We start from the raw sequence: 24394 nt of genomic DNA on the forward strand, positions 1-24394 counted from the left end.
CCTGGGTAAGCGATCGAGGCGCATGGCATCACAAGCATACGGAGAAATCCAGGATGGAGCTCGGGTTCTCCGGTCGCCGCCGTTGATGCCTTACTTCACCGGATGGGCGGCGAGCCAGTCCTGCATCTGCTTGATTTCGGCTTCCTGCGCGGCGATGACGTTTTCGGCGAGTTTGCGGATTTCCGGATCCTTGCCGTTGGCCAGTTCGACCTTGGCCATGTCGATCGCCCCCTGATGATGCGGGATCATGCCGCGGACGAAATCGACATCGGCGTTGCCGGTATATTGGGAGGCCATCATGTCGGTATGCATCTTGTCCATCGCCGCCTTGTAGCCCGCCGTGGAAGGGCTTTCCGCCCCCATGGCCATGGCACCCATGTCGTGCTTCATCTCCTCGCTCTGCGCCGGCACGCTTTCGAGGAAAACGGCAAGCAGCATTCCGGCGGCCATCAGCAGCAGCACGAGTTTTTTAGCCAAGGTCATTCATGGTCTCCTGTCGGTTGGGTTTCGTATCTGGGGTTAATCTCAGAGTTTCAACGTTCTCAGGCGCAATGCGTTTGCGATCACGGAAACCGAGGACAGGCTCATCGCCGCCGCCGCCAGCATCGGCGACAGAAGCGTGCCGGTGAGCGGATAAAGCACGCCGGCCGCGACCGGCACGCCAAGCACATTGTAAAGGAAGGCGAAGAACAGGTTCTGCCGGATGTTGCCGATGGTGGCCTGCGCCAGGGTTCGGGCGCGGACGATGCCGTTGAGGTCGCCCTTGACCAAGGTGATGCCGGCGCTTTCGACCGCGACATCGGCGCCCGTTCCCATGGCGATGCCGACATCGGCGGCGGCAAGCGCGGGCGCATCGTTGACGCCGTCGCCGGCCATGGCGACCGCGGCACCCTTGCCGCGCAGTTCCTCGACCAGCGCTGCCTTCTGTTCCGGCAACAGACCTGCCCGAACCTCGTCTATGCCGAGATGTCCAGCGATCGCCCTGGCCGTGCGCTCATTGTCGCCGGTCGCCATGATGATCCGCAGCCCGCTGCCATGCAGCGCCTTGATCGCCTCGGCCGTGGTCGCCTTGACCGGATCGGCGACGGCGACTATGCCGGCCAGCTTGCCGTCGACAGCGACGAACATCACCGTCTTGCCATCGCCCTGCAAGGCTTCCACCCTGGCCAGGGCCCCGGAAACGTCGATGGCGAGATCGGCCATCATCGCGGCATTGCCGAGCGCGACCTTCTTGTCCGACACCGTGCCGGAAACGCCTTTGCCGGTAACCGCCTCGAAGCTGCCGGCCTCGGCGATCTTCACGCCGCGCTGGCCGGCTCCGTCGACGATGGCCTCGGCCAGCGGATGCTCCGACCCTTTTTCCAGGGCCGCGGCGCATCTCAGCAATTCGTCCTCGGAAAAGCCGCTGGCAGCCACGACATCGGTCAATTTCGGCCGGCCCTCGGTCAGCGTGCCGGTCTTGTCGACGATCAGCGTGTCGACGGAGGCGAAGCGCTCGAGCGCGGCGGCTTCCTTGATCAGCACGCCGGCATGCGCGCCGCGCCCGGTCGCGGTCATGATGGACATCGGTGTGGCGAGACCCAGCGCACAGGGACAGGCGATGATCAGCACCGAAACCGCCGAGACGATGGCGAAGATCAGGCTGGGCTCGGGGCCGAAGATCGCCCAGGCGACGAATGCGGCGATCGCGACCAGGACGACGGTCGGGACAAAGTAGAAGGAAACGCGGTCGGCCAGGCCTTGGATCGGGGCGCGCGAGCGCTGTGCCTTGGCGACGAGTTCGACGATGCGCGACAGCGTCGTCTCGGCGCCGATCCGTTCGGCGCGCATGATCAGCGAGCCATTCTTGTTGAGCGTGCCGCCGGTCAAGGCGTCGCCTTCGGCCTTCTCGACTGGCAAGGGCTCGCCCGTAATCATCGATTCATCGATGGAGGAGCGGCCTTCGAGCACCGTGCCGTCGACCGGGACGGCATCGCCGGGACGGATGCGCAGGCGATCGCCGGTCTTGACCTCGTCCAGCCCGACATCGATCTCGGCGCCGTCCTCGGCGACCCGCCGCGCGGTCTTCGGCGCGAGGTCGAGCAAAGCTCGGATCGCCGATCCGGTCTTCTCGCGGGCGCGCAGTTCCAGCACCTGGCCGAGGAAGACCAGCGCGACGATGACGGCGGCCGCCTCGAAATAGACCGGCACCGCACCGCCATGGCCGCGAAACTGATGCGGAAATATGTCCGGGAAGAGCGTGGCCATGACGCTGTAGAGATAGGCGGCGGCGACACCCAGCGAAAGCAGCGTCCACATGTTAGGGCTGCGGTTGAGGATCGAGTCCCAGCCGCGATGGAAAAACGGGAAAGCGGCCCACAGCACCACCGGGCTCGCCAGGACCAGTTCGATCCAGACCTTCGCGCGCTCCTCGACCAGGCCCTCAAGCGACAGGCCTATCATCGGCGCCATGGCGACGATCAGCAGCGGGACCGACAGCACCGCGCTCACCCAGAGGCGTCTGGTGAAGTCGACCAGTTCGGGATTCGGCCCTTCATCGCCCGTCGGCACGCCCATGGGCTCGAGCGCCATGCCGCAGATCGGGCAGGAGCCGGGCTTGTCGCGGATGATCTGCGGATGCATGGGGCAAGTGTATTGCGTGCCCTTGGGCATCGGCGCCGGCGCCGGCCTGTCGCCGAGATAGGTTTGCGGCGCTGCCTCGAACTTCGCCTTGCAGCCGGCGGAACAGAAATAGAAGCCCTGGCCTTCATGGCGGACGAAATACCTGGCGTCGGCGCGGTCGACGATCATGCCGCAGACAGGGTCGACGGCGGTCCGGTAGCGGTCCGGCTCGGCCTGGAACTTCGAATGGCAGCGCTCGCTGCAAAAATGATAGAGGCGGCCGCCATGCTCGAATGTCGGCTTGCCGGTGGGCGGCTCCACCGTCATGCCGCAGACCGGATCGCGCAGAACCGCATCCGAATCTCCGCCCGTGCCCTTTGCCGCGCAGCAGCCGCCATGAGCGCCATGCGTGTGATGATCGTGATCTGAATGCGTCATTTCTAATGCCTCGATGCACCTGCTTCGAGGCAGAGGTAGTGCTTCCAGTAACTGGAAGGTCAAGGGCTGTTTTGAATTCGGTTCTCCGAACCCAGCGGATTGACCAAATGGCGAAAACTGTACACAACCGCGCGCCCACACTAAAAAGCGCGCCGCTTCTAATATATCGTTCGCCGCCCATCCCGCTGGACCTTTGTCGACAATGAAGTGCCTGGTCATAAACCTAGATCGGTCCCCGGACCGACTTGCACACATAAGTGCAGAGTTCGCCCGGATCGGCGTCGCGTTCCAACGCGTTGCGGCGGTCGATGCACGTAGCCACCCTGAACTCGGGCAGCAACCGCAACATCCGATTTATGCGTCCCGGCGTTTGTTGGCCAGCGAGGTCGCCTGCCTGCACAGCCACCGCGTCTGCTGGACGATGCTGGCGCAGGACGAGGCTCGCTACGGCGCCATCTTCGAGGACGACGTGGTTTTTTCAGCAAAGGCCGGTCCGTTGCTTGCTGACGACGGCTGGATTCCGCCAGATGCCGACATTGTCAAATTGGAAACGTACTTCAAGAAGACCCTCATTCACCGACGAAGGATCGCCACCGGTCATGGTTTTTCCGCGTTCAGGCTCTACAAGAACCATCCGGGGACCGGGGGTTACATCATCTCCAGACAGGCCGCGCGCGATCTCCTCGAAGCGACCGAAACGATCAATATCACCGCCGACGATCTACTTTTCACCCCGGCGTTCGGAGTCTCGTCCAGCAAGACGATCTACCAGCTCGTCCCTGCGCTGTGTGTGCAGGACCAGTTCGTCAGCGACCGACTGCCAAGCCTGCTTGGGGAGGAGCGGGATGCCGCAAGAACCGGCAATGAGCTTGTCGCGAAACGCAGAAGGCCGGCGGCTGAAAGAATTATGAGCGAAGGCGGACGGACAGTGCGGTGGGTTCTCGGCTTCTGCAGAGGCCGGCGACACATCGTTGTCCCCTTCGAGACGACTGGGAAGCCGACTAATCTTGCCTGACGGCCGCCAAGTCCATATCCGGCGCCGCAGGAATGCGCTTGAGCTCCGCCCGAAGGCAAGCCCGACCGACATCTATGGCAGGAAGCTCCAAAGCCTGCCAAGATAAATATAAAGCTTCGCGTTGCTTCCACCTTGCCGTGTGGCGAGCGGACACAGAAATTGAATCCTGCTCTATCCAAAATATCGATAGTGATTCCAGCCAGGCGATGGTAAACATCCGTGTTTCCCTGTTTATTGACAAAAAACCAAGTCCTTCTCATAAATAAAAGACTCTGGTTCCGCATGTGCTATAGAGCGCCATAAGAAAAAAGTTTTGTTGAAGAAATGAAGTGTCTGGTCATCAACCTCGATAGATCCCCCGACCGGCTTGCCCATATGACGGCGGAGTTTGCGCGCATCGGCCTCGGATTCGAGCGGGTTGCCGCAATCGATGCAAGGGACCGGCCAGACCTCGCGCTGCAGCGCCAGCATGCACGATATGCGGTGCGACGTCTGTCCGGCAGCGAGATCGCATGCTTGCACAGCCATCGCGCCTGCTGGGCCATCATCGCGCAAGACGACGCGCCGTACGGCGCCGTCTTCGAGGACGACATGGTGTTTTCCGCGAAAGCCGATAGGCTGCTTGCCGATGCGAGCTGGATCCCCGCCGACGCAGATGTCGTCAAGCTCGAGACATTCTTCCACACAACCGTGATCCAGCGGGAGAGGTTTCCCGTCGGCGGCGGGTTTTCCCTGTTCAGGCTCCGCAAGAACCATATAGGGACGGGCGGATACCTGCTCTCCCGGCAGACGGCACGCGCCCTTCTCGAGACAACCGCCGATGTCAATGTGGCGGTGGACAATCTCATCTTCGATCCCACATTCGCGATCTCGACCGGCAAGACGATCTACCAGCTTGTTCCGGCGCTCTGTGCGCAGGACCAGTTCGTGGGCAACAGGTTGCCGAGCCTGCTCGAACAGGGTAGGGAGGCCGAGTGGGTCGCAAGCGGGCTCGCCAATGGACACAGGATACGGGCACTCGCGCGTATCCGCAGGGAGGCCAGCCGGGCAGCGCGGCAGATCACCGATCTGTGCAGGCTACGGCGGCAGATTGTCGTCCCGCTCGCTCCAGTCGAGGCAAACGACTAGAGCGTTTGCGGGATTGACAGCAGGCCCATACCCAGCGCCGCGAAAACACGCTATAGACGCCGCCCAAAAGGCAAGGCCGACCGGTATCTATGGCAAAAATCTCCCTGAAGCTCGATGAACTGATCGACGGCGAAGCCTTGCGCCGCGAGATGACCGCGCTGACCACGGCCAGCGCCGGCGACGGTTCCAGCAAGGCCATCCGCACGGCCGTCCTTCAGCTTCTCAAGGGGCGTCTCGCCGAGGGCCGCAAGACAGCCGAGGCCATGCTGAGGCAAGATGGCGGCGGCAATGCCTGCGCCGAACGGCTGTCGCACCTGATGGACGAGCTGATCCGCTCGCTCTACGATTTTGCCGCAACCCATGTCTACCGGGTGAAGAACCGATCCTCGGCCGAACGCATGGCGGTCGTTGCGGTCGGCGGCTATGGCCGCGGCACGCTGGCGCCGGGATCCGACATCGACCTTCTGTTCCTGCTGCCTTACAAGCAGACGCCGTGGGGCGAACAGACGGTCGAATATATGCTCTACATGCTGTGGGACATGGGGCTGAAGGTCGGCCATGCCACCCGCAACATCGATGAGTGCCTCAGGCTGTCGCGCACCGACATCACCATCCGCACCTCGATCCTGGAAGCCCGTTTCCTGTGGGGCGAACGCAAGCTCTATGACGAGTTGATGCTGCGCTTCGACCATGAGGTGGTGCGCACGACCGGCCCGGAATATGTGCAGGCCAAGCTTGCCGAACGCGACGAGCGCCATGCCAAGGCCGGCGAAAGCCGCTATCTGGTCGAGCCCAACGTCAAGGACGGCAAGGGCGGCCTGCGCGACCTGCAGACGCTGTTCTGGATCGGCAAGTATTTTTACCGGGTGCGCACCGGCGAGGAACTGGTCGAAAAAGGCGTCTTCACCGAAGCCGAGTACCGCGAGTTCCAGAAGGCCGAGGATTTCCTGTGGGCGGTGCGCTGCCACATGCACTTCCTCACCGGCAAGGCCGAGGAGCGGCTGCATTTCGACATTCAGCGCGAGATCGCCGAACGGCTCGGCTATACGACCCATCCCGGCCTGTCGGCGGTCGAACGCTTCATGAAGCACTATTTCCTCGTCGCCAAGGATGTCGGCGACCTGACCCGCATCTTCTGCGCCGCGCTGGAGGAGGAGCAGGCCAAGCATGTTCCCGGCTTCAACCGCATCTTCCTCACCTTCCAGCGCCGCAAGCGCAAGCTTGCCGGCACGTCGGACTTCATCGTCGACAACCATCGCATCAACATCGCCGACGACGGCGTCTTCGAGCGCGACCCGGTCAATCTTCTCAGGCTGTTCTGGTTTGCCGACAAGCACGGGCTGGAATTCCATCCCGATGCGCTGAAACTGCTCACCCGTTCGCTCGGCCTGGTCAACAAGTCGCTCAGGCGCGACGAGGAAGCCAACCGGCTGTTCCTCGACATATTGACCTCGGACCGCAACGCCGAGCTCAACCTGCGGCGGATGAACGAGGCGGGATTGCTGGGCCGGCTGATCCCGGATTTCGGCAAGATCGTCGCCATGATGCAGTTCTCGATGTACCACCACTACACGGTCGACGAGCACCTGATCCGCTGCATCGGCGTGCTGGCCGAGATCGAGCGCGGCGACGGCGAGAAGGTGCATCCGCTGTCGCATGCGCTGATGCCCGGGCTGAAGAAAAGCCGCGAGGCGCTCTATGTCGCCGTCCTGCTGCACGACATCGCCAAGGGCAGACCAGAGGACCATTCCGAGGCTGGCGCCAGGATCGCAAGGCGGATCTGCCCGCATATGGGGCTTTCGCCGGCCGATACGGAAACTGTCGCCTGGCTGGTCGAGAACCACCTCGTCATGTCTATGACGGCGCAGACCCGCGACCTCAACGACCGCAAGACGATCGAGGACTTCGCCTCGATCGTGCAATCGGTCGAGCGGTTGAAGATGCTGTTGATCCTCACCGTTTGCGACATCAGGGGCGTCGGACCGGGCGTGTGGAACGGCTGGAAGGGCCAGTTGCTGCGTACGCTCTACTATGAGACCGAACTGCTGCTGACCGGCGGCTTTTCGGAAGTCTCGCGCGCCCAACGCACGGCGGCGGCGCGCGAACGCCTGGCCGAGGCGCTCGCCGACTGGCCCGACAAGGCGCGCAAGCGCTATGTCGGGCTGCATTATGAAAACTACCTCCTGACCGTGGACCTGCCGGACCAGCTTCGCCACGCCGAATTCATCCGCGAGGCGGACGCGGCGGGCAACAAGCTCGCCACCATGGTCAAGACCCACCAATTCGAGGCGGTGACCGAAATCACCGTGCTGGCGCAGGACCACCCCCGTCTTCTCTCGGTCATCGCCGGGGCATGCGCCGGCGCCGGCGGCAACATCGTCGACGCGCAGATCTTCACCACGTCGGACGGCCGCGCGCTGGACACGATCCTGATCTCGAGGGAATTCGACCGCGACGAGGACGAACGCCGGCGGGCCGAGCGTGTCGGCCGGCTGATCGAGGACGTGCTGTCGGGCAAGAGCTGGCTGCCGGAGATGATCGAGAAACGCACCAAGCCAAGGCGCGGATCCAAGGTCTTCAAGATCCCGCCACGCGCCGAAATCCGCAACGCGCTATCGAACCGGTTTTCGGTGATCGAGGTCGAGGGGCTCGACCGCCCCGGCCTGCTGTCGGAAATCACCGGAACACTGTCCGACCTGTCGCTCGACATCGCATCGGCGCATATCACCACCTTCGGCGAGAAGGTCATCGACACTTTCTATGTCACCGACCTGACCGGCCAGAAGATCGACAACCCGGCCCGCATCGCCACCATTCGCAACCGGCTGATTGCGACGCTTGAGGGTGTAGCGCTCGAACGCGGCGGCAAGGCCAAGGCAGCCGCCGAGTGACGGCAATCATCCCCGTCTTCCGATCCCACAAGCAGTTTGCGAACGCATGAGTCTCGTCAAGAAATTCGCTACCGTCGCGTCCGGCACTCTGATGAGCCGTGCGCTCGGTTTCGGCCGCGAGATGCTGATGGCGGCCGCACTCGGCACCGGACCGGTCGCGGACGCCTTCAATGCCGCCTTCCAGTTCCCCAACACCTTTCGCCGGCTGTTCGCCGAGGGCGCGTTCAATGCCGCCTTCGTGCCGCTGTTCGCCAAGGAGATCGAGACGCACGGCACCGATGGTGCCAAGCGTTTTTCCGAAGAGGTGTTCGGGGTGCTGTTCACCGCGCTCCTGGCGCTGACCATCGCTATGGAACTGGCGATGCCGCTGATAGTGCGCTACCTGGTGGCGCCGGGCTTTGCCGACACGCCGGGCAAGTTCGAGACGACCGTCACGCTTGCGACGATTATGTTCCCTTATCTGATCTGCATGTCGCTCGCCGCCATGATGGCGGGCATGCTGAACTCCTTGCGGCGCTATTTCGCCGCGGCAATCGCGCCGGCGTTCCTCAACATCATCCTCATCAGCGTGCTTGGCTATGCCTGGTACCACGGACTGGATGCACACGCTGTCGGCTTCGGCCTGTCCTGGGGCGTGCTGGCGGCCGGCGTCGTGCAACTCGCCATCGTCTGGGTGGCGGTGCGCAATGCGGGCATCTCGATCGGCTTCCGCCGGCCTCGGATGACGCCGAACGTGAAGCGGCTCCTGATCCTGGCGCTGCCGGCGGCGATCACCGGTGGCATCACCCAGATCAACCAGCTGATCGGAACGGCCATCGCCTCGGCGCAGGACAGTGCCGTGTCCTCGCTGGCTTATGCCGACCGCGTCTACCAGTTGCCGCTCGGTGTCGTCGGCGTCGCGGTGGCGATCGTGCTGTTGCCCGAACTGTCGCGGGCGCTGAAGTCAGGCAATCTGATCGAGGCAGCCAATCTGCAGAACCGCTCCGTCGAATTCACCCTGTTCATGACCTTGCCGGCGGCGGCGGCGCTCTGGGTAATGGCGGAGCCGATCGTGCGGCTGGTCTATGAGCGCGGCGCGTTCGCCGCCAACCATTCGACACCTGTCGTGGCGGCGATCCTGGCGATCTTCGGTCTCGGCCTGCCGGCCTTCGTGCTGATCAAGGCCTTCACCCCAGGCTATTTCGCCCGCGAGGATACGCGCACGCCGATGATCTTCGCCGCAATCTCCGTGGCGGTGAACGTCGCCACCGCGCTGACGCTGTTCCCGAGGATGGGTGCACCCGGCATCGCCGTGGCCTCCGCCGTCGCCGGCTGGGTCAACGCGCTGATGCTGCTTGCCGTGCTGATCCGGCGCGGCCATTGGGGCCGCGACGTCCCGCTGTTGAGGCGCATCCCACGGCTGGTGCTGTCGGCGGTGGTCATGGGTGTCGCCCTCTATTTCGCCGAACATTTGTTGGCCACAAGGATCGGCCCCGGCTCGCCGCTGGTCGTCAAGGCGACGACAGTGCTGGCATTGGTGGCCGGAGGGGCGCTGCTCTATTTCGTCACCGCTTTCGCCACCGGCGGCGCCGATTTCGGCATGATCCGGCGCAATGTGGGGCGCCGGAGGACAGAAGCCGGCCCGTCCGTGGCAAAATCAGAACTCGACGAATAGATCGGCCGAGCATCCCGCCTGGCCGGTCTTGATCCCGCCCGCGCTCTCGTCCATAAGCGCGCCGTCGCAGACTTTCGCCGCGCGCGGTTTCCAGCCGCACGATTGGCTCCGAAAAGTCCGCAACTTTTCGGAATCACGCTTATACGGCCCTCCACAAGCCATGAGGAAAACCATGTCCGCCTTCAAGCCACTCGTCTTCTCCGGTGTTCAGCCGACCGGCAATCTGCATCTCGGCAACTATCTCGGCGCCATCAAGAAATTCGTCGCCCTGCAGGATACGTCCGACTGCATCTATTGCGTCGTCGACCTGCATTCGCTGACCGCCCAGCTTGTCCATGACGACCTTGCCGACCAGACGCGGTCGATCACCGCGGCGTTCCTCGCCTCCGGCATCGACCCGAAGAAGCACATCGTCTTCAACCAGTCGCGGGTGATGCAGCACGCGGAGCTCGCCTGGATCTTCAATTGCGTGGCGCGCATAGGCTGGATGAACAAGATGACGCAGTTCAAGGACAAGGCCGGCAAGGACCGCGAGAACGCCTCGCTGGGCCTGCTTGCCTATCCCTCGCTGATGGCGGCCGACATCCTGCTTTATCGCGCCACCCATGTGCCGGTGGGCGAGGACCAGAAGCAGCACCTGGAACTGACACGCGACATCGCGCAGAAATTCAACAACGATTTCTCCGACCGCATCGCCGGTCTTGGCGTCGGCGTCGAGATGAGGATAGGCGAGGAGACGGTGAACGGCTATTTCCCGCTGACCGAGCCGGTCATCGGCGGGCCGGCAGCGCGCATCATGTCGCTGCGTGACGGCTCTAAGAAGATGTCGAAGTCGGACCCGTCGGACCTGTCGCGCATCAACCTGACCGACGATGCCGACGCCATCTCGAAGAAGATCCGCAAGGCCAAGACCGACCCGGAGGCCTTGCCGAGTGAGGTCGACGGGCTGGAAAGCCGGCCCGAGGCGGAGAACCTGGTCGGCATCTATGCCGGTCTCGCCGAGATGTCGAAGGCCGATGTGCTTAAGGAATTCGGCGGCCAGCAGTTCTCTGTGTTCAAGCCGGCGCTGGCCGATCTCGCGGTGGAGAGGCTGGCGCCGATCGCCACCGAGATGCGCCGCATCCAGGGCGACCGCGCCTATGTCGACGCCGTGCTGCGGGATGGCGGCGAACGCGCCGGCGTGCTCGCCGAAACGACGATGAAGACGGTGCGCGACATTATCGGGCTGCTGCAGGGCTGATCGCGGCGCACAACACTGGCACAAGGCCGGCGGCTTGCCGCCGGTCAGCGGCGGTGGCAGATTGCGGCCGAAAAGACACCGAGTAGATAGACATGGTCTCCAAACGCCTCAGCCGCGAAGCCGGTCACCGCAGGAAATTCCTGACGATCATCGACGACACGCCGGAATGCGAGCGCGCCGTCGCCTACGCCTCGAAGCGGGCGCAGAGCACCAGCGGCACGCTGGTGCTGCTCTATGTCATCGTACCGGACGACTTCCAGCACTGGCTGGGGGTCGAGAAGATCATGCGCGAGGAGGCGAACGCCACGGCGCGCGCGGCGCTGGACGGCTACGCCAACAAGGTGCGGCAGAAGCTCGGCATCGAACCGGAGATGGTGGTGCGTGAGGGCAAACCGACGGAAGAGATCCACAAGCTGATCGAGGAAGACCAGGACATCGCCATCCTCGTGCTGGCAGCCGGCGCCGGCAAGGAAGGTCCGGGACCGCTGGTCGGTGCCGTGGCAGGCAAAGGTGCTGCCTTTCCGATCCCGGTGACCGTGGTGCCGCAGAATTTGTCCGATGAGGAGATCGACAGCCTCGCCTGAAGTGTATCGACATTCGGGTGATGCCGGCCTGCAAATGGCGGCTTCCTGCGCTTCCGGTGCTCACGTGCTTCAAGTACGCTCCGCTCCGGTTCTCGGAAACCATCATTTTCGACTCGGCCTGACCCGAATCTCGACACACTTCACAGTGCTTGGCATGAGTCGCAAAAACATTCCGCCAGCCAGCCGTTCCGGCGATGCGTTTCGCTTGAATGTCCCGCCGATAGAGCCTATTTAGAACTATTCCAAACTAGTTGCCCAAAACGGGCATGGAGACGGCCATGTTCATCCAGACCGAGTCGACGCCCAATCCGGCGACGCTGAAATTCCTGCCCGGCAAGGAAGTGCTCCTAGAAGGCACCGCCGATTTCCGCGATGCCGACAGTGCGGCCATTGCCTCGCCGCTGGCTGGGCGGCTGTTCGAAATTCCAGGCGTCACCGGCGTGTTCTTCGGCTACGATTTCATCACCGTGTCCAAGGACGGCCCGGACTGGCAGCACCTGAAGCCGGCGATCCTCGGTGCGATCATGGAGCATTTCATGTCCGGTGCGCCTGTCATGGCCAAGGCCGGCCCCGCCGCCGAGACCAGCCAGACCGGTGAATTCTATGACAAGGCCGACGAGGAACTCGTCATCACCATCAAGGAGCTGCTCGACACGCGGGTGCGCCCGGCGGTGGCGCAGGACGGCGGCGACATCACCTTCCGGGGCTTCGAGAACGGCACCGTGTTCCTGCACATGAAAGGCGCCTGCGCCGGTTGCCCGTCTTCGACGGCGACGCTGAAGCACGGCATCCAGAACCTGCTTCGCCATTTCGTGCCGGAAGTGCAGCAGGTCGAGCAGGTCTCTTAGACGGCAATTTCCCACCCACGGACAACAAAAAACCGGGCCGAATTGCCCGGTTTTCTGTTTGGGACGTCCGTTGTTGCCTAGACGGTCCGCGTATGAAAGGCGACTTCCAGTTTAACCACGATATGCCGGAAAAGCGGACAGGCTTTCCGGGATCATGGTCTAAAGAACGATGACCTTGGCGCCGACCTCGGCGCGATTGTAGAGGTCGATGACGTCCTGGTTCATCAGCCGGATGCAGCCCGACGACATGGCCTTGCCGATCGAGTTCCATTCCGGGCTGCCGTGCAGGCGGTAGCCCATGTCACCGCCCTTGTTGAACAGGTACATGGCGCGCGCGCCGAGCGGGTTCTTCAGGCCCGGATCCATGCCGCCGGCGAACTTGGCGAGTTCGGGCTGGCGCTTGATCATCTGCGAAGGCGGCGTCCAGGTCGGCCATTCGCGCTTGATGGCAATATGGGCGGTGCCGTGCCATTCGAAGCCCTCGCGGCCGACGCCGATACCGTAGCGGATTGCCCGGCCATCGCCCTCGATGAAGTACAGGAACTTGTTCTGCGTATCGACGATGATGGTGCCGGGCTTTTCCTTGGAGTCGTAACTCACTTCCTGGCGATGGTACTTCGAGGGCACCTTCTCGATCGGGATACGTGGCAGCTGGTAACCGGCATCGGTCACCGCGCCATAGTCGTTGGAGAACATCTGCCCGCCGATGGTGCTGCAACCGGCAATAGCAGTGGACAGCGCTAATGCGGCGATTATTGCAAGCGACTTCATGCGCATGTGGTGATCCGGTGCCCCGCCCAAACTAGAGCGGCACGAGTCGGCCGCTTTCTCGCCATCATTCATGCTGGCATTTGCTTTGCTTGCCAAGCACACGATGCCTATATGCGGGGACTTACGTGCTGGTATGCGTATCACTATGGCATTTCGGCAACATACTTCACCGGATTGTGAAGGAAATTCAATGGGCCTGAATCGCAGGCCCGCGAAACTCGAGGATCCGTCATGAATGTCGGCGACGCCGCTCACCGCTCAGGCCTGCCGGCCAAGACCATCCGCTACTATGAGGAGATCGGCCTGATCGCGCCCGCGCGCGCCGCCAATGGCTATCGCGATTATACGAGTGACGATATCCACCGGCTGGCCTTCCTGCGCCGCGCGCGCAATCTCGGCTTTTCGATAGACGATTGTCGCCAGCTGATGGCGCTCTACAAGGATCGCGGTCGCGCCAGCCACGACGTGCGCGCAATCGCCGCCGCCCACGTCACCGCCATCGAGGAGAAGGTGCGCGAGCTGCAATCGATGCGCTCGACGCTGCAGAAGCTCGTTCACGCCTGCCATGGCGACGAGCGGCCGGACTGCCCGATTCTGGATGACATGGCGGGGGCGGCGTTGGCCGGCGGCAAACCCAACCGCGGGAGCGATAGACCACCTGTTGAAGACGGTGGCCTGGGCGAAGGCGGCGTTAGCCGCCTTGCCACGCGTTCGTGAAAGCCGCCAGCGTTGGTTCGTGTGGTATATTGCACGCTCTGATATGAGCGTAGGGTAAAAGCACTGCCGCTGGTCGCCGGCCGGCGACCCCAATGACCGGAGAGAGCGCATGACTCGCGACCAGATGCTCGCCCACCTTCGCGCCGCCGATGCGGTCGCCCGCGAGGCTGCCGCGCACGGCCACCATCCGTTCGGCGCGGTGCTGGTCGGCCCCGACGACGCAATCCTCATGCGCCAAGGCAATATCGACACCATGCATCACACCGAGACCGAACTTGCTCGGCGCGCGGCGGCAGCCTATCCGCCGGAGTTTCTCTGGACATGCACTCTGGTTTCGACCGGCGAGCCCTGCGCGATGTGCACCGGAACGCTCTACTGGGCGAATATCGGCCAGCTGGTCTATGGCTTCGAGGAGACCGAGCTTCTCGCGCTGACCGGCGACCATCCCGAAAATCCGACGATGAGCCTTTCCGCGCGAATTGTGCTCGGCTCTGGACAGAAGAAGATCGAGGTCCACGGCCCCTTCCCCGAAATTGAGGATGAACTTGTATCGGTGCACCGTCGCTTCTGGCAGCGGTAGGGTTCTTCGGCCCACGTCCCGCGAAAGGGCATAAAGAGCGAACCGAACATAGGCGCAATGCGGACCACTGCTACATCGACTCGCCCTTCGTTCGAATGACGCCAACCCGTCAACCCTGCGATATCCTGGTCAAAGCTGACGGCGAACTCCCAAATCCCCAAATTTGCCGCCGCCAGTCAGGCTCGGCGGTTTTGCCCGTATTGATGTCCCCCCAAACCGCCGAGCCGCCCCGGTCAGCCGGCAAACTCCCTCGGGTAAGGTCTATCAAATACATAACCGCCCCCTAAAGGCGATTATGTACTTTACAAACACGGCGTGTCGGTGCTAGTGTGAAACCACACTAGAGGCACGGCAATGAGCATCCTTTCCGAACCGCATTTCCACAACGAAGACGCTGCTTTTGAGCGGTTGGAAGCGATTGTTTGGCCGGAAGGTCCAGTCTGCCCGAAGTGCGGAAACTGCGAACAGACGCGCATTACTCGCGTCACTGGCGCGACCGCTCGCACAGGCCTTCGCCGTTGCTTGGAGTGCAAGAAGCAGTTCACCGTGAAGGTCGGAACCGTATTCGAGTCCAGCCATGTTCCGTTGAATAAATGGTGGCAGGCGGCGCACCTTCTCGCGTCCAGCAAGAAGGGTATCAGCGCCCACCAACTGCACCGGACTTTGCAGGTCACCTACAAGACCGCTTGGTTCATGGCACACCGTTTGCGTGAAGCTATGCGTTCCACTGACTTCAGCCCGATGGGCGGCAACGGCAAGACTGTGGAGGCCGACGAAACCTACATCGGTCGTTTGGCCGGCACCGAAGTCCGTCGCGGCGGTGGCGCTCACAAGAACACTGTTCTTACTCTTGTCGAGCGCGGCGGCATCGCCCGCTCTTTCCATATTGACAGCGCTAAGGTGAAGACAGTCATGCCGATCGTTGTCGCGAACATCGCGAAAGAGACCGCCATGATGACCGATGAATGGGGCGGCTATAGGTATCTGAGCGGCGAGTTCGCTTCTCATGACACGGTCGTGCATTCCAAGGACGAATACGTTCGCTACGAAGGCGCAAAGACCATCCACACGAACACCGTCGAAGGCTTCTACAGCATCTTCAAGCGCGGCATGAAGGGTGTCTATCAGCATTGCGCTGAACACCATCTGCACCGCTATCTCGCTGAATTCGACTTCCGCTATAGCAATCGCATCGCTTTGGGTGTTGATGATGTCAATCGCGCCACAAAAGCTATGAGCGGCATTGTTGGGAAAAGGTTGAAATACAGGGACTCGTCTCCGGCGTCGGTCTGAAGCAGGGACAGGGAAAGACCATGGTCACGCGCAAGCCAACCGGCGTCGAATATCGGTTCAAGATCGACGCCTACACGCCTGAAACCATGCCTATGGCACGGTTGGCAGAATACATGGCAGAGCTAGCCGTCATCCTTGGTGAACAAGGGGCGGTCCATTTCACGCGCCTTGAGCGTGGCAGCACAGTCATGGTCCAAAAAATCGAAGCTGAGGCAGCACCCAAGGTTCGAGATCGCGTTGCGCGCGTGAAAAGGCAGCAGGACGCGCCAGAGGAAGCGCTGAGAGCCTTTCGCACTATGAACAGGCTGTTGCGCGAAGATAACGGCGCGGCGGTGCTCAAGGAAAAGACCGGCGTCATTATCGAGTTCCCTGGTATCAAGGACGAGAAAGAGAAATATCCGCCGGTTAAGCAGCACGGCACGCTTGACGGCATTCTGGTGGCGGTTGGCGGCGCGGAGACCGTGCACATTCGTCTACGGGTAGAGAACGAAATCATAGCTGGTATATCCACAACTGATCGTCAGATAGGCAAGGAACTTGCTCGTCGTTTCGATGAGCCGGTTCGCTTGACTGGAATGGGGACTTGGCACCGCAACGATGAAGGGCGCTGGGATCTCGTAAACTTCAAGGTTGAAGGCTTTTGCGCCCTAGAGACGGGCACTCTAACGGAGGCCCTCACTGAAATTAGAGAGCTGCCTTACCGCTTCGAACACGGCGCATTCGATGAACTAGAAACGCTCCGCCACGGGCCTCCGCAAGCAAATGGTAGTCATTGACGCAACTACATTGATGTTGCTTCTCCGCCCGGGCGTCGGCGCCCCGCGCGGACATGATGGTACGCCGATAGAAAAGCCAACCGAACGTCTCAATTTTCTAGTTGAGAGTTTGGAAAAGTCCCGAACGAAGATCATTATCCCAACACCTGCTCTGAGCGAGGTACTCGTCCGCGTCGTTCCAGCCGAAGCGGAAAAGCTTGTGGAGCATATTAACGCCAAAGCGATCTTTCGGATTGAATCATTCGATGCTCGGGCCGCGATTGAAGTAGCTGCGATGACGAGAAACGGTACCGATGGTGGCAAGCGCCCTGCGAAGCGAGACGAGGTATCGACCTACGCTAAACTGAAATATGATCGGCAGATTGTAGCCATCGCACTCGTTACGAAGGCGTCAGCGATCTATTCCGATGATGGCGGCATTCGAGCGATAGGAACCCGTGCGGGAATCAAAGTCATAGGATTGGCCGATCTCGAACTTCCGGCAGAGGATGCGCAACTGAAACTCAAACTGGATGGAACCCCGGAGGCCCATGATGGCAGCAAAATCGAACCTCAGCCCGCCGCCGTCAGCATCGAATCCAACACAGTCGAGAGCGTTCTTGGAGACAGCCCGGGAAATTGAGGCCGACGAAAAGAAGTCAGCGGCTGACACGCTTATGGGCAAGCTGGCGCATACGCCACCAGACCCAAAGAAGCCAAAGCCAGCGAAAAAACGTGGCGTATCCAAGCGCTAAGTCTTGGTGATCCAAAACCGGCGTGTCGGACCACTGCCGTTCCAGTGCGGCTTGCCGCCATACATCTTTGCGATTCCTGTTGTGTCGTTGATGTAGCTCCAAGCTTTCCACCCCAGCGCGCGGTTGAGTTCCTCCAACGACGCGCCTTGCGGTCTAGCGCGGTGAAGTAGCTCGTACATCTTCCTGCGCTTGGTGCCTTCGCGTGGCTTGTCAGCCATGACCATTGCCCCTCTCACCAACCAACGGAGAAATACCGATGCTAGAAGCTTTCAGAAAAGCTCCCGGTGAAACTGTGATGATCAAGCGCCCTTCAACCGCAACGCTGCCTGATCAAAGGTATGGACAAGTGCGTTCTTGGCTTCGTCCATTACTTTCTGGCTGTATGGGTCATTGGGCGCGTATGAGTGGAAGTCCGTCAACAAAGCGTCCTTCATGAACTTGATATAACCCGCCGGATCGCGTTCCTTCAATGCGAGTCCCACGATCTCGGATCGCATAAAGATTTCAAGCGCGATAATTCTACCCTGCAAATGCTCGGTCATTGTCTCTCCCCTCTCCTAAAAAACCTGGCAAAGGGTACTCTCAAGGCTCATGTTTGCAAAGTACATAATCGCCCCCCCTAAAGGCGATTATATATTTGACAGACCCAATCGGACGTGCGATAACGATTCCAAGGAGTTACCGCAATGTCCGTTCTTTCCCGCCCCTACTTCCATGACGAAGCCGCCGCGTTCGAACACGTCGAGGGTATGCTGTGGCCACAGGGTCCGGTTTGCCATCATTGCGGCTCCATGGAAAAGCACTACGCATTGAAGGGCGGTCGCACCAAGCCTTCCAAGAAGAACCCGCACGGCTTGGAAATCCACGGCCTCTACAAGTGCAGCGATTGCCGCAAGAAGTTCACGGTTCGCATGGGCACGATCTTCGAGGAAAGCCATTTGCCGCTCCACATCTGGTTGCAGGCTTTGCACGCCATGTGCGCGAGCAAGAAGGGCGTCTCAGCTCATCAACTGCACCGCGCTCTAGAAATCACCTACAAGTCCGCTTGGTTCATGTGCCATCGTATTCGCGAGGCCATGCGCTCTGGCGACTTCACGCCCATGGGCGGCGCTGGCAAGACCGTAGAGGCCGACGAAACCTATATCGGTCGCCTTGCCGGTACTCCGGTGAAGACTGGCGGCGGCGCACACAAGAACACTGTCGTTACGCTAGTAGAGCGTGGTGGCCGCGCTCGTTCGTTTCACGTCGATACCGCTCGCATTGGCACGATCCTGCCGATTGTCCGCGCCAACATCGCCAAGGAAAGCGCGTTGATGACGGACGAGGCTGGCATGTATCGCCGCGTGGGCCAGGAATTCGCTTCTCACGATGTAGTCACGCATTCCAAGGACGAATACGTTCGCTACGAAGGCGAAAAGACCATCCATACGAACACCGTGGAAGGCTACTATTCGATCTTCAAGCGCGGAATGAAAGGCGTCTATCAGCATTGTGCCGAGCACCATCTGCACCGCTATCTGGCAGAGTTCGACTTCCGCTATTCGAACCGCATCGCGCTTGGCGTGGACGATAACGTTCGTTCTCTCATTGCCCTGCGCGGTGCCAAGGGCAAGCGCCTCACGTATCGATGAGATCACGTCCGCCCGACACCTGCATTATCGCAAACCAGTGCAGCTTGAATTACCTCTGTGGCAAAACAAAAGACGCCGCAAGTAGTTGATTTTGCATGGCTAACGCCGAATCGGACGGGCCGGTACATTAAAAATGTTGGCATGTCAACGACCAATGAGTTACAATGCATGTCCACAAAGATGATTCGCTGCTATGCACTTGCCCTCGAAAAAATCACTTAACTTTTCCTATCCCGTTGAGCGTGGGCTCCAGCGGTTTAGGGAGCTTATTATCTACATTTCCGATAAATCGAAGGACGATCCAGATTTTGGGTCTGTCAAGCTAAACAAGATCCTCTACTTCGCCGATTTTATCGCCTACGAACGTTTTGGAGTCCCGCTAACTGGGATGGTCTATCAAAAACTTACCAACGGGCCGGCTCCTCGTGCGCTCTTGCCAGTTCGCGCCGAACTGATCGAAGAGGGAGCAATCCGCTTAGAATCAGTTCCGACTTTTAGCTTTGTGCAATTGCGAACTGTCGCGTTGCGTAAGGCGATCACCGACTTGTTCTTTGCGGATGAGATTTCCCTCGTAGATGAAATCATAGCGGACCTGAGTGGCCACAATGCCACGGATGTCAGCCTGCGAAGTCATGACCTTCGGTGGAAAGCGGTTCAGTTGAATGACCCCATTCCATACGACTTCATATACCTCGATACCAACCAGCTAACCGACGACGATATACGTCGTTCGAAAGAGCTAGCGGGTGAATTTGGCTGGCGCTAGTTGGACGAGAACGACTGGGAAATCGTTGAGGAACGGGCCTACACAGCATCTCTGCTAAAATGCGGAGACATCACGGCTGTTGAGATGGCTCTCTATGGCGTCGACTATGGTCTTCGACGCAATCCATTGAGCTTTCCCGTCGTTCCAGGTTTAGCTGAAACATATTTCGCCAAAACTCGTTTGAGGGTGATCGAGGGTAGTGTCGTTCCGTCTTTAAGGATGTGGTTCCGGCCGAATCCGCGAGATCGGATAGTGTTCAAACTCTATGTCGAGCCATGCGCGCCCGGGGAGATGAAATTTGGCGAAAGCTTCTGGGATACAAAAGACGATGATGGCTTCCCGTTCTAAGAAATCGCAGATCGATAAGTTCCGCGAGCTAGCGCGGGAGATCGAAACCGTCGATTCCGAAGAGCCTTTGAATGAAGCGCTTAGGAAGGTCGCAAAGGTGCCGCCTCCGAAGAACGACAAGAAGCCATCCGATGAGCGGTGAGGGAAGCCGCTTGGCACTCACCGCGCTAACCTTCGCGATAGTCGCATGTGCTTTTTTCCTGACGAGCAATATGAATCCAGGCCAGCGCGTTGTCGCGCTCGTTGCCGTAGCTGTTTTGAGCCCGATTTTGATCGGTTTTCTCTACATGATTTCCATTCTCATGCAGCTTGATGGCCACTCGATGTAAATAGGTGGCGCGAGCCATCGGGAAAGATGGGTCTGTCAAATACATAATCGCCCCCCCTAAAGAAGGTTCAAACCGTGAACAAAGTCTGGCATGGTGCCTGGCATGCCAATCATCTCGCCGATTCCCCTGAACCCTCTGATCGACGGTCGCCAGTCCGAGCGCGCCATGCTGGTGCGGCGGGGCGTGCAGCGGTTGCTGATGCAGATGGGCGCGCATGTGCTGCCCGAGTTGTCGCTGGCCACCGGCCGGCGCGCCGATCTCGTGGCGCTGACGCGGCAGGGCGATATCTGGATCATCGAGATCAAATCCTCGATCGAGGATTTTCGCGTCGACCGCAAATGGCCTGATTACCGGCTGCATTCCGATCGCTTTTTTTTCGCCACACATCCCGGCGTGCCGGCCGAAATCTTTCCCGAGGAATGCGGCTTCATTCTCTCCGACGGCTATGGCGCCGAGATTTTACGAGATGCGCCCGAGCACCGCATGGCGGCGGCGACGCGCAAGGCGCTGATGCTGCGCATCGCGCGCGCCGGCGCGGCGCGGCTGCTGGCGGCGGAACTGGCGGGTGTCGCGGTGCCGGTGCTGGAGGGGGAGAGCGAGTAATCGCAGCCCTGAAATTGACGCCCGCCAGATGCTCCAGCCCGGAACGGCTACTCCGTCTCTTCCTCGCCACCCACAGCCGGGGCCATCAGCAGCACCGCGGCACCAAGCAGCGCGGCGATGAAGGAACCGGCAAGGATGCCGACCTTGACCGCGTCCTGCAGCGCCACGTCGTTGGCGAAGGCGAGCAGGCCGATGAACAGGCTCATGGTGAAGCCGATGCCGCACAGGAGCGAAATGCCGATCATGTGCGGCCAGCCGGCGTTGGCCGGCAGGTCGGCGAGGCCGAAGCGGATGGCGAGCGCGGAGGAGCCGAAGACGCCGACCAGCTTGCCGACGACGAGACCGGCTGCGACGCCCAGCGTGAGCGGCTCGATCAGGGCGCTAAAACTCAGGCCGGTGAGCGAAACGCCGGCATTGGCAAAGCCGAAGATAGGGATGACGATAAACGCCACCAGCTTGTGCAGGCCGTGCTCGAGCCGGTGCAGCGGCGAATGGTCAAGGTCGTGGCCGATGCCGGCCGAGCGTTCGAGCGGAATGGTCAGCGCAAGTGCCACGCCGGCCAGCGTGGCATGGACGCCGGACTTCAGCACCAGTACCCACAGGATGGCGCCAAGCATGAGATAGGGCACAAGGTTCATCACCCGCATACGGTTGAGCAGGACGAGCACGGCAATCACGGCGAAGGCCGCGCCGAGATAGGCCAGCGACAGGCCGCTGGTGTAGAATATGGCGATGATGATGACGGCGCCGAGGTCGTCGATGATGGCAAGCGCGGTCAGGAAGACCTTCAACGAGGCCGGCACGCGGCTGCCGAGCAGCGACAGGACGCCGAGCGCGAAGGCGATGTCGGTGGCGGTCGGGATCGCCCAGCCGGACAGTGCGGCCGAATTGTTGCTGTTGATGGCGACATAGACCAGCGCCGGCATCACCATGCCGCCGGCCGCCGCGATGCCGGGCAGCACCCTGCGCGGCCAGGTCGAGAGCTGGCCGTCCAGCATCTCGCGCTTGATCTCCAGCCCGACGAGCAGGAAGAACACCGCCATCAGCCCATCATTGACCCAGTGCGAGACGCTGAGCGGGCCGAGATAGGCGTGGAGAACCGAGAAGTAGGTCCCGGCGAGCGGCGAGTTGGCGACGATCAGGGCAAGGGCGGCGGCCACCATCAGGATGATGCCGCCGGCCGCCTCGCTGTCCAGGAACTCGCGGAAAACGGAAACCGGCCGTCGCTTCAAATCCTGCATGTCGCCTCCGTCATGCCGCCTGCCGGCGTGCGTCATTTGCAATGATGCGCAAAGTCCGGCCGCCGGGCAAGCAGGGGACCCTTTTTCAGCCCTCGGAGACTGTTTCGAACTCGCTCTGACGAGTCATTCGGCGGTGGTTTCGAGGACCGCAGCGAGCGGACATTCGTCCGTGGGCAACGGAAGGGCAGAAACGCCGCCAGATGGCCGCCAGAGCAGAATTTCCAAACAGTCTCTCAGCGCGGCGCGCGCTTGGCCAGGATCCGCTGCAGCGTGCGGCGATGCATGTTGAGCCGGCGTGCGGTCTCTGAAACGTTGCGCTCGCACATTTCGTAGACGCGCTGGATATGCTCCCAGCGCACGCGGTCGGCCGACATTGGGTTTTCCGGTGGCGCGGCGCGCTCGCCGGTGGTGCGGGTCAACGCCGCAAAGACATCGTCGGCGTCGGCGGGTTTCGACAGATAGTCGACGGCGCCGAGCTTCACCGCCGTCACTGCGGTGGCGATGTTGCCGTAACCGGTCAGGATGATGGTGCGGGAGTCCTCACGCTTCTCGCGGATGGCGGCGACGACGTCGAGGCCGTTGCCGTCGCCCAGCCGCATGTCGACCACCGCATAGGCGGGCGGATTGGCGCGCGCCTTGCCCACGGCCTCCTCGACGCTCTCCGCCGTCTCGACCACGAAACCCCTGGTTTCCATGGCACGGGCCAGACGGGTCAGGAACGGCTTGTCGTCATCGACGATCAGAAGCGAGGTGTCCTCGCCTTCAACCATAGGCCCACTGTTCTCATCGCCTGTCATCGTCTCGAAAATTCCTGCTGCCTTATTTTTACGCAGATATAGTTTTGCGGGGCCATTGTCCAATTTACGCAGTGTCAAACATGGTGGCTGGGGCCGATTCCGGGTTCAGGAAGACGCTTCTCGGCCACGAAATCCGCACCACGGCCCCTTCACCGAGGCCGCTCGAATTGCGAAAGTCGAGCGTGGCGCCCGAACGTTCGAGCAATGTCTTGGCGATAAACAGGCCGAGCCCGAGGCCGCCTCCGGCTTCCGTGCCCTGGCGTGTCGACATGTAGGGCTCACCGATGCGGTCGATGATCTCGGGCGGGAAACCCGGGCCGTCATCGGTGATCGAGAAGGAGACCGTCGCCTCGTCCCAGCTCCAGCGCACGGTGACGCTCTTGCGGGCGAAATCGACGGCGTTCTCGACCAGATTGCCGAGACCATAGATGACGCCGGGATTGCGGCGCCCGACCGGCTCCGGCCCGGTCCGCTCGCCAGGGCGAAGCTTGATCGAGATGCCGAAGTCGCGATGCGGCGCGGTCACCTCCTCGACCAGCGAGGTCAGCGGCAGGCGGGACAGGTGTGCCTCGCCCTCCGACGACAGGCTGGTCAGGCGCTTGAGGATTTCACGGCAACGCTCGCTCTGAGAGCGCAGCAGCTTCACGTCTTCCCCGTATTTCGGATCGCTGCCGAGCGCCTTTTCCATCTCCTTGGCGACGAGCGTGATGGTGGCGAGCGGGGTGCCGAGTTCGTGCGCCGCCGCCGCCGCCAGCCCGTCGAGCGCGGAAAGGTGCTGTTCGCGCTGCAGCACCAGTTCCGTGGCGGCGAGCGCGTTGGCCAATAGCCGCGCTTCGGCGGCCACCCGGAAGGCGTACATGGCGGTGAAGGCAATGGAGGACAGCACCGCCATCCACATGCCGGCGACATAGATGAAGGGCATCACCAGGGGCGCGCCTTCGTACCAGGGCAGCGGCAGATGGCGAAAGACCAGCAAGGTCGCCGCGATCATCACCAGCCCGCCGAGGATGGCGGTGAGGCGAAGGGGCAGCGACGTCGCCGAAATGACGACGGGTACGGTCATCAGCAGCGAGAACGGATTGGTCAGGCCGCCGGTCATGTAGAGCAGGCCGGCAAGCTGCAGGCTGTCGAAGACCAGGATGCCGAAGGCGGCGAACGGGGTGAGCCGGTGCGCGGCCGGAAAGCGAAAGGCCAGAAACAGGTTCATCCAGGCCGAACAGGCGATGAGGGCAAAACACAGACTGACCGGCAGCGGAAACTTCAGGCCGTAGGCGACGACGAGCACGGTCACGCTCTGGCCGACAATGGCCAGCCAGCGCAGCCGGATCAGCGTGTTGAGGCGCAGTCGCTGGCTTTGCTGGAAGTCGGGCGTGTTCAGGATGTTGATCATGGCCATGGATTACAGCCGC

The 24394-nt window shown here is 61.4% G+C and carries 26 protein-coding genes; 16 read left to right on the top strand and 10 right to left on the bottom strand.

Annotated features, from left to right (window positions below; genetic code table 11):
* Positions 1-90 precede the first annotated feature (90 nt).
* Complete coding sequence (locus LB555_RS11860) at positions 91-483, bottom strand: DUF305 domain-containing protein (protein ID WP_140614900.1); 393 nt, start codon at positions 481-483, stop codon at positions 91-93.
* A gap of 42 nt (positions 484-525) precedes the next feature.
* Positions 526-3039 (bottom strand): heavy metal translocating P-type ATPase, encoded by a 2514-nt coding sequence (locus LB555_RS11865; RefSeq protein ID WP_224682935.1) that lies wholly within the window; start codon positions 3037-3039, stop codon positions 526-528.
* 202 nt (positions 3040-3241) lie between these two features.
* Between LB555_RS11865 and LB555_RS11870 the strand changes: the two genes are divergently transcribed.
* Positions 3242-4054 carry a glycosyltransferase family 25 protein gene (locus LB555_RS11870; protein WP_224682936.1) on the top strand — a complete coding sequence of 271 codons (813 nt, stop codon included), beginning with the start codon at positions 3242-3244 and terminating at the stop codon, positions 4052-4054.
* On the opposite strand, the gene LB555_RS11875 is transcribed toward LB555_RS11870, so the two are convergent.
* Positions 4041-4271, bottom strand: coding sequence for a hypothetical protein (locus LB555_RS11875; protein WP_224682937.1), 231 nt, complete (start codon positions 4269-4271; stop codon positions 4041-4043). The genes LB555_RS11870 and LB555_RS11875 overlap by 14 nt on opposite strands.
* A gap of 107 nt (positions 4272-4378) precedes the next feature.
* On the opposite strand from LB555_RS11875, the gene LB555_RS11880 reads away from it, so the two are divergent.
* The 6 genes from LB555_RS11880 (at position 4379) to LB555_RS11905 (ending at position 12399) form a co-directional block, all read left to right on the top strand.
* Positions 4379-5182, top strand: a complete 804-nt coding sequence (locus tag LB555_RS11880) for a glycosyltransferase family 25 protein (protein WP_140875650.1) — start codon at positions 4379-4381, stop codon at positions 5180-5182.
* Positions 5183-5271: 89 nt separating this feature from the next.
* Positions 5272-8073 (top strand): [protein-PII] uridylyltransferase, encoded by a 2802-nt coding sequence (locus LB555_RS11885; protein ID WP_140821556.1) that lies wholly within the window; start codon positions 5272-5274, stop codon positions 8071-8073.
* A gap of 46 nt (positions 8074-8119) precedes the next feature.
* Positions 8120-9727 (top strand): murein biosynthesis integral membrane protein MurJ, encoded by a 1608-nt coding sequence (gene murJ / locus LB555_RS11890; RefSeq protein WP_140614904.1) that lies wholly within the window; start codon positions 8120-8122, stop codon positions 9725-9727.
* A gap of 172 nt (positions 9728-9899) precedes the next feature.
* Positions 9900-10967 (top strand): tryptophan--tRNA ligase, encoded by a 1068-nt coding sequence (gene trpS, locus LB555_RS11895; protein WP_015314174.1) that lies wholly within the window; start codon positions 9900-9902, stop codon positions 10965-10967.
* Positions 10968-11059: 92 nt separating this feature from the next.
* On the top strand, positions 11060-11551 hold the full coding sequence (locus tag LB555_RS11900) for a universal stress protein (protein WP_010913128.1): 492 nt from the start codon (positions 11060-11062) through the stop codon (positions 11549-11551).
* Positions 11552-11829: 278 nt separating this feature from the next.
* The gene (locus LB555_RS11905) at positions 11830-12399 is read left to right on the top strand and encodes a NifU family protein (RefSeq protein WP_015314175.1); all 570 of its coding nucleotides are present in this window, start codon (positions 11830-11832) and stop codon (positions 12397-12399) included.
* 159 nt (positions 12400-12558) lie between these two features.
* Here LB555_RS11905 and LB555_RS11910 read toward each other — a convergent pair whose 3' ends face one another.
* Positions 12559-13176, bottom strand: coding sequence for a L,D-transpeptidase (locus LB555_RS11910; protein WP_224524262.1), 618 nt, complete (start codon positions 13174-13176; stop codon positions 12559-12561).
* 225 nt (positions 13177-13401) lie between these two features.
* Here LB555_RS11910 and cueR point away from each other — a divergent pair, with 225 nt between their 5' ends.
* From cueR to LB555_RS11935, 5 genes are all read left to right on the top strand, one after another.
* Positions 13402-13887: a Cu(I)-responsive transcriptional regulator gene (gene cueR, locus LB555_RS11915; RefSeq protein WP_224682938.1), complete on the top strand. Its 486-nt coding sequence runs from the start codon at positions 13402-13404 to the stop codon at positions 13885-13887.
* Between the two features lie 109 nt (positions 13888-13996).
* Positions 13997-14467: a nucleoside deaminase gene (locus tag LB555_RS11920; protein WP_224682939.1), complete on the top strand. Its 471-nt coding sequence runs from the start codon at positions 13997-13999 to the stop codon at positions 14465-14467.
* A 354-nt stretch (positions 14468-14821) separates the two neighbouring features.
* Positions 14822-15760, top strand: a complete 939-nt coding sequence (locus LB555_RS11925; RefSeq protein ID WP_224682940.1) for an IS1595 family transposase — start codon at positions 14822-14824, stop codon at positions 15758-15760.
* Positions 15761-15780: 20 nt separating this feature from the next.
* Positions 15781-16536: a hypothetical protein gene (locus LB555_RS11930; RefSeq protein WP_224682941.1), complete on the top strand. Its 756-nt coding sequence runs from the start codon at positions 15781-15783 to the stop codon at positions 16534-16536.
* A gap of 10 nt (positions 16537-16546) precedes the next feature.
* Positions 16547-17158 carry a hypothetical protein gene (locus LB555_RS11935; protein ID WP_224682942.1) on the top strand — a complete coding sequence of 204 codons (612 nt, stop codon included), beginning with the start codon at positions 16547-16549 and terminating at the stop codon, positions 17156-17158.
* A 108-nt stretch (positions 17159-17266) separates the two neighbouring features.
* On the opposite strand, the gene LB555_RS11940 is transcribed toward LB555_RS11935, so the two are convergent.
* Both LB555_RS11940 and LB555_RS11945 read right to left on the bottom strand, forming a co-directional pair.
* The gene (locus LB555_RS11940) at positions 17267-17488 is read right to left on the bottom strand and encodes a hypothetical protein (protein WP_224682943.1); all 222 of its coding nucleotides are present in this window, start codon (positions 17486-17488) and stop codon (positions 17267-17269) included.
* Positions 17489-17569: 81 nt separating this feature from the next.
* Positions 17570-17812 (bottom strand): hypothetical protein, encoded by a 243-nt coding sequence (locus LB555_RS11945; protein WP_224682944.1) that lies wholly within the window; start codon positions 17810-17812, stop codon positions 17570-17572.
* A 144-nt stretch (positions 17813-17956) separates the two neighbouring features.
* Here LB555_RS11945 and LB555_RS11950 point away from each other — a divergent pair, with 144 nt between their 5' ends.
* From LB555_RS11950 to LB555_RS11960, 3 genes are all read left to right on the top strand, one after another.
* Positions 17957-18901, top strand: a complete 945-nt coding sequence (locus LB555_RS11950; RefSeq protein ID WP_015314182.1) for an IS1595 family transposase — start codon at positions 17957-17959, stop codon at positions 18899-18901.
* A gap of 193 nt (positions 18902-19094) precedes the next feature.
* Positions 19095-19667, top strand: a complete 573-nt coding sequence (locus tag LB555_RS11955) for a Panacea domain-containing protein (RefSeq protein ID WP_015314181.1) — start codon at positions 19095-19097, stop codon at positions 19665-19667.
* Between the two features lie 298 nt (positions 19668-19965).
* Entirely contained in the window at positions 19966-20157 is a 192-nt protein-coding gene (locus LB555_RS11960) for a hypothetical protein (RefSeq protein WP_157163616.1), read from the top strand.
* A gap of 25 nt (positions 20158-20182) precedes the next feature.
* On the opposite strand, the gene LB555_RS11965 is transcribed toward LB555_RS11960, so the two are convergent.
* Positions 20183-20389, bottom strand: a complete 207-nt coding sequence (locus LB555_RS11965; protein ID WP_157163615.1) for a hypothetical protein — start codon at positions 20387-20389, stop codon at positions 20183-20185.
* A 57-nt stretch (positions 20390-20446) separates the two neighbouring features.
* On the opposite strand from LB555_RS11965, the gene LB555_RS11970 reads away from it, so the two are divergent.
* Positions 20447-20947, top strand: a complete 501-nt coding sequence (locus LB555_RS11970; RefSeq protein ID WP_181172924.1) for an MmcB family DNA repair protein — start codon at positions 20447-20449, stop codon at positions 20945-20947.
* Between the two features lie 47 nt (positions 20948-20994).
* Here the strand turns inward: LB555_RS11970 and nhaA are convergent, their stop codons facing one another.
* From nhaA to LB555_RS11985, 3 genes are all read right to left on the bottom strand, one after another.
* The gene (gene nhaA, locus LB555_RS11975; RefSeq protein ID WP_224682945.1) at positions 20995-22188 is read right to left on the bottom strand and encodes a Na+/H+ antiporter NhaA; all 1194 of its coding nucleotides are present in this window, start codon (positions 22186-22188) and stop codon (positions 20995-20997) included.
* A 233-nt stretch (positions 22189-22421) separates the two neighbouring features.
* Complete coding sequence (locus LB555_RS11980; RefSeq protein WP_015314185.1) at positions 22422-22985, bottom strand: ActR/PrrA/RegA family redox response regulator transcription factor; 564 nt, start codon at positions 22983-22985, stop codon at positions 22422-22424.
* A gap of 64 nt (positions 22986-23049) precedes the next feature.
* Complete coding sequence (locus LB555_RS11985) at positions 23050-24381, bottom strand: ActS/PrrB/RegB family redox-sensitive histidine kinase (protein ID WP_140614913.1); 1332 nt, start codon at positions 24379-24381, stop codon at positions 23050-23052.
* Positions 24382-24394: the final 13 nt, after the last annotated feature.

The sequence above is a fragment of the Mesorhizobium sp. BR-1-1-10 genome, assembly GCF_020165595.1.
Lineage (GTDB): Bacteria > Pseudomonadota > Alphaproteobacteria > Rhizobiales > Rhizobiaceae > Mesorhizobium > Mesorhizobium australicum.

Excerpts from the sequence above, each read along its gene's own strand:
- LB555_RS11860 (WP_140614900.1), bottom strand. The coding sequence starts at position 483 with ATGACCTTGGCTAAAAAACTCGTGCTGCTGCTGATGGCCGCCGGAATG.
- LB555_RS11865 (WP_224682935.1), bottom strand. The coding sequence starts at position 3,039 with ATGACGCATTCAGATCACGATCATCACACGCATGGCGCTCATGGCGGC.
- LB555_RS11870 (WP_224682936.1), top strand. The coding sequence starts at position 3,242 with ATGAAGTGCCTGGTCATAAACCTAGATCGGTCCCCGGACCGACTTGCA.
- LB555_RS11875 (WP_224682937.1), bottom strand. The coding sequence starts at position 4,271 with ATGTTTACCATCGCCTGGCTGGAATCACTATCGATATTTTGGATAGAG.
- LB555_RS11880 (WP_140875650.1), top strand. The coding sequence starts at position 4,379 with ATGAAGTGTCTGGTCATCAACCTCGATAGATCCCCCGACCGGCTTGCC.
- LB555_RS11885 (WP_140821556.1), top strand. The coding sequence starts at position 5,272 with ATGGCAAAAATCTCCCTGAAGCTCGATGAACTGATCGACGGCGAAGCC.
- murJ (WP_140614904.1), top strand. The coding sequence starts at position 8,120 with ATGAGTCTCGTCAAGAAATTCGCTACCGTCGCGTCCGGCACTCTGATG.
- trpS (WP_015314174.1), top strand. The coding sequence starts at position 9,900 with ATGTCCGCCTTCAAGCCACTCGTCTTCTCCGGTGTTCAGCCGACCGGC.
- LB555_RS11900 (WP_010913128.1), top strand. The coding sequence starts at position 11,060 with ATGGTCTCCAAACGCCTCAGCCGCGAAGCCGGTCACCGCAGGAAATTC.
- LB555_RS11905 (WP_015314175.1), top strand. The coding sequence starts at position 11,830 with ATGTTCATCCAGACCGAGTCGACGCCCAATCCGGCGACGCTGAAATTC.
- LB555_RS11910 (WP_224524262.1), bottom strand. The coding sequence starts at position 13,176 with ATGCGCATGAAGTCGCTTGCAATAATCGCCGCATTAGCGCTGTCCACT.
- cueR (WP_224682938.1), top strand. The coding sequence starts at position 13,402 with ATGAATGTCGGCGACGCCGCTCACCGCTCAGGCCTGCCGGCCAAGACC.
- LB555_RS11920 (WP_224682939.1), top strand. The coding sequence starts at position 13,997 with ATGACTCGCGACCAGATGCTCGCCCACCTTCGCGCCGCCGATGCGGTC.
- LB555_RS11925 (WP_224682940.1), top strand. The coding sequence starts at position 14,822 with ATGAGCATCCTTTCCGAACCGCATTTCCACAACGAAGACGCTGCTTTT.
- LB555_RS11930 (WP_224682941.1), top strand. The coding sequence starts at position 15,781 with ATGGTCACGCGCAAGCCAACCGGCGTCGAATATCGGTTCAAGATCGAC.
- LB555_RS11940 (WP_224682943.1), bottom strand. The coding sequence starts at position 17,488 with ATGGCTGACAAGCCACGCGAAGGCACCAAGCGCAGGAAGATGTACGAG.
- LB555_RS11945 (WP_224682944.1), bottom strand. The coding sequence starts at position 17,812 with ATGACCGAGCATTTGCAGGGTAGAATTATCGCGCTTGAAATCTTTATG.
- LB555_RS11950 (WP_015314182.1), top strand. The coding sequence starts at position 17,957 with ATGTCCGTTCTTTCCCGCCCCTACTTCCATGACGAAGCCGCCGCGTTC.
- LB555_RS11955 (WP_015314181.1), top strand. The coding sequence starts at position 19,095 with ATGCACTTGCCCTCGAAAAAATCACTTAACTTTTCCTATCCCGTTGAG.
- LB555_RS11965 (WP_157163615.1), bottom strand. The coding sequence starts at position 20,389 with ATGTATTTGACAGACCCATCTTTCCCGATGGCTCGCGCCACCTATTTA.
- LB555_RS11970 (WP_181172924.1), top strand. The coding sequence starts at position 20,447 with ATGCCAATCATCTCGCCGATTCCCCTGAACCCTCTGATCGACGGTCGC.
- nhaA (WP_224682945.1), bottom strand. The coding sequence starts at position 22,188 with ATGCAGGATTTGAAGCGACGGCCGGTTTCCGTTTTCCGCGAGTTCCTG.
- LB555_RS11980 (WP_015314185.1), bottom strand. The coding sequence starts at position 22,985 with ATGACAGGCGATGAGAACAGTGGGCCTATGGTTGAAGGCGAGGACACC.
- LB555_RS11985 (WP_140614913.1), bottom strand. The coding sequence starts at position 24,381 with ATGGCCATGATCAACATCCTGAACACGCCCGACTTCCAGCAAAGCCAG.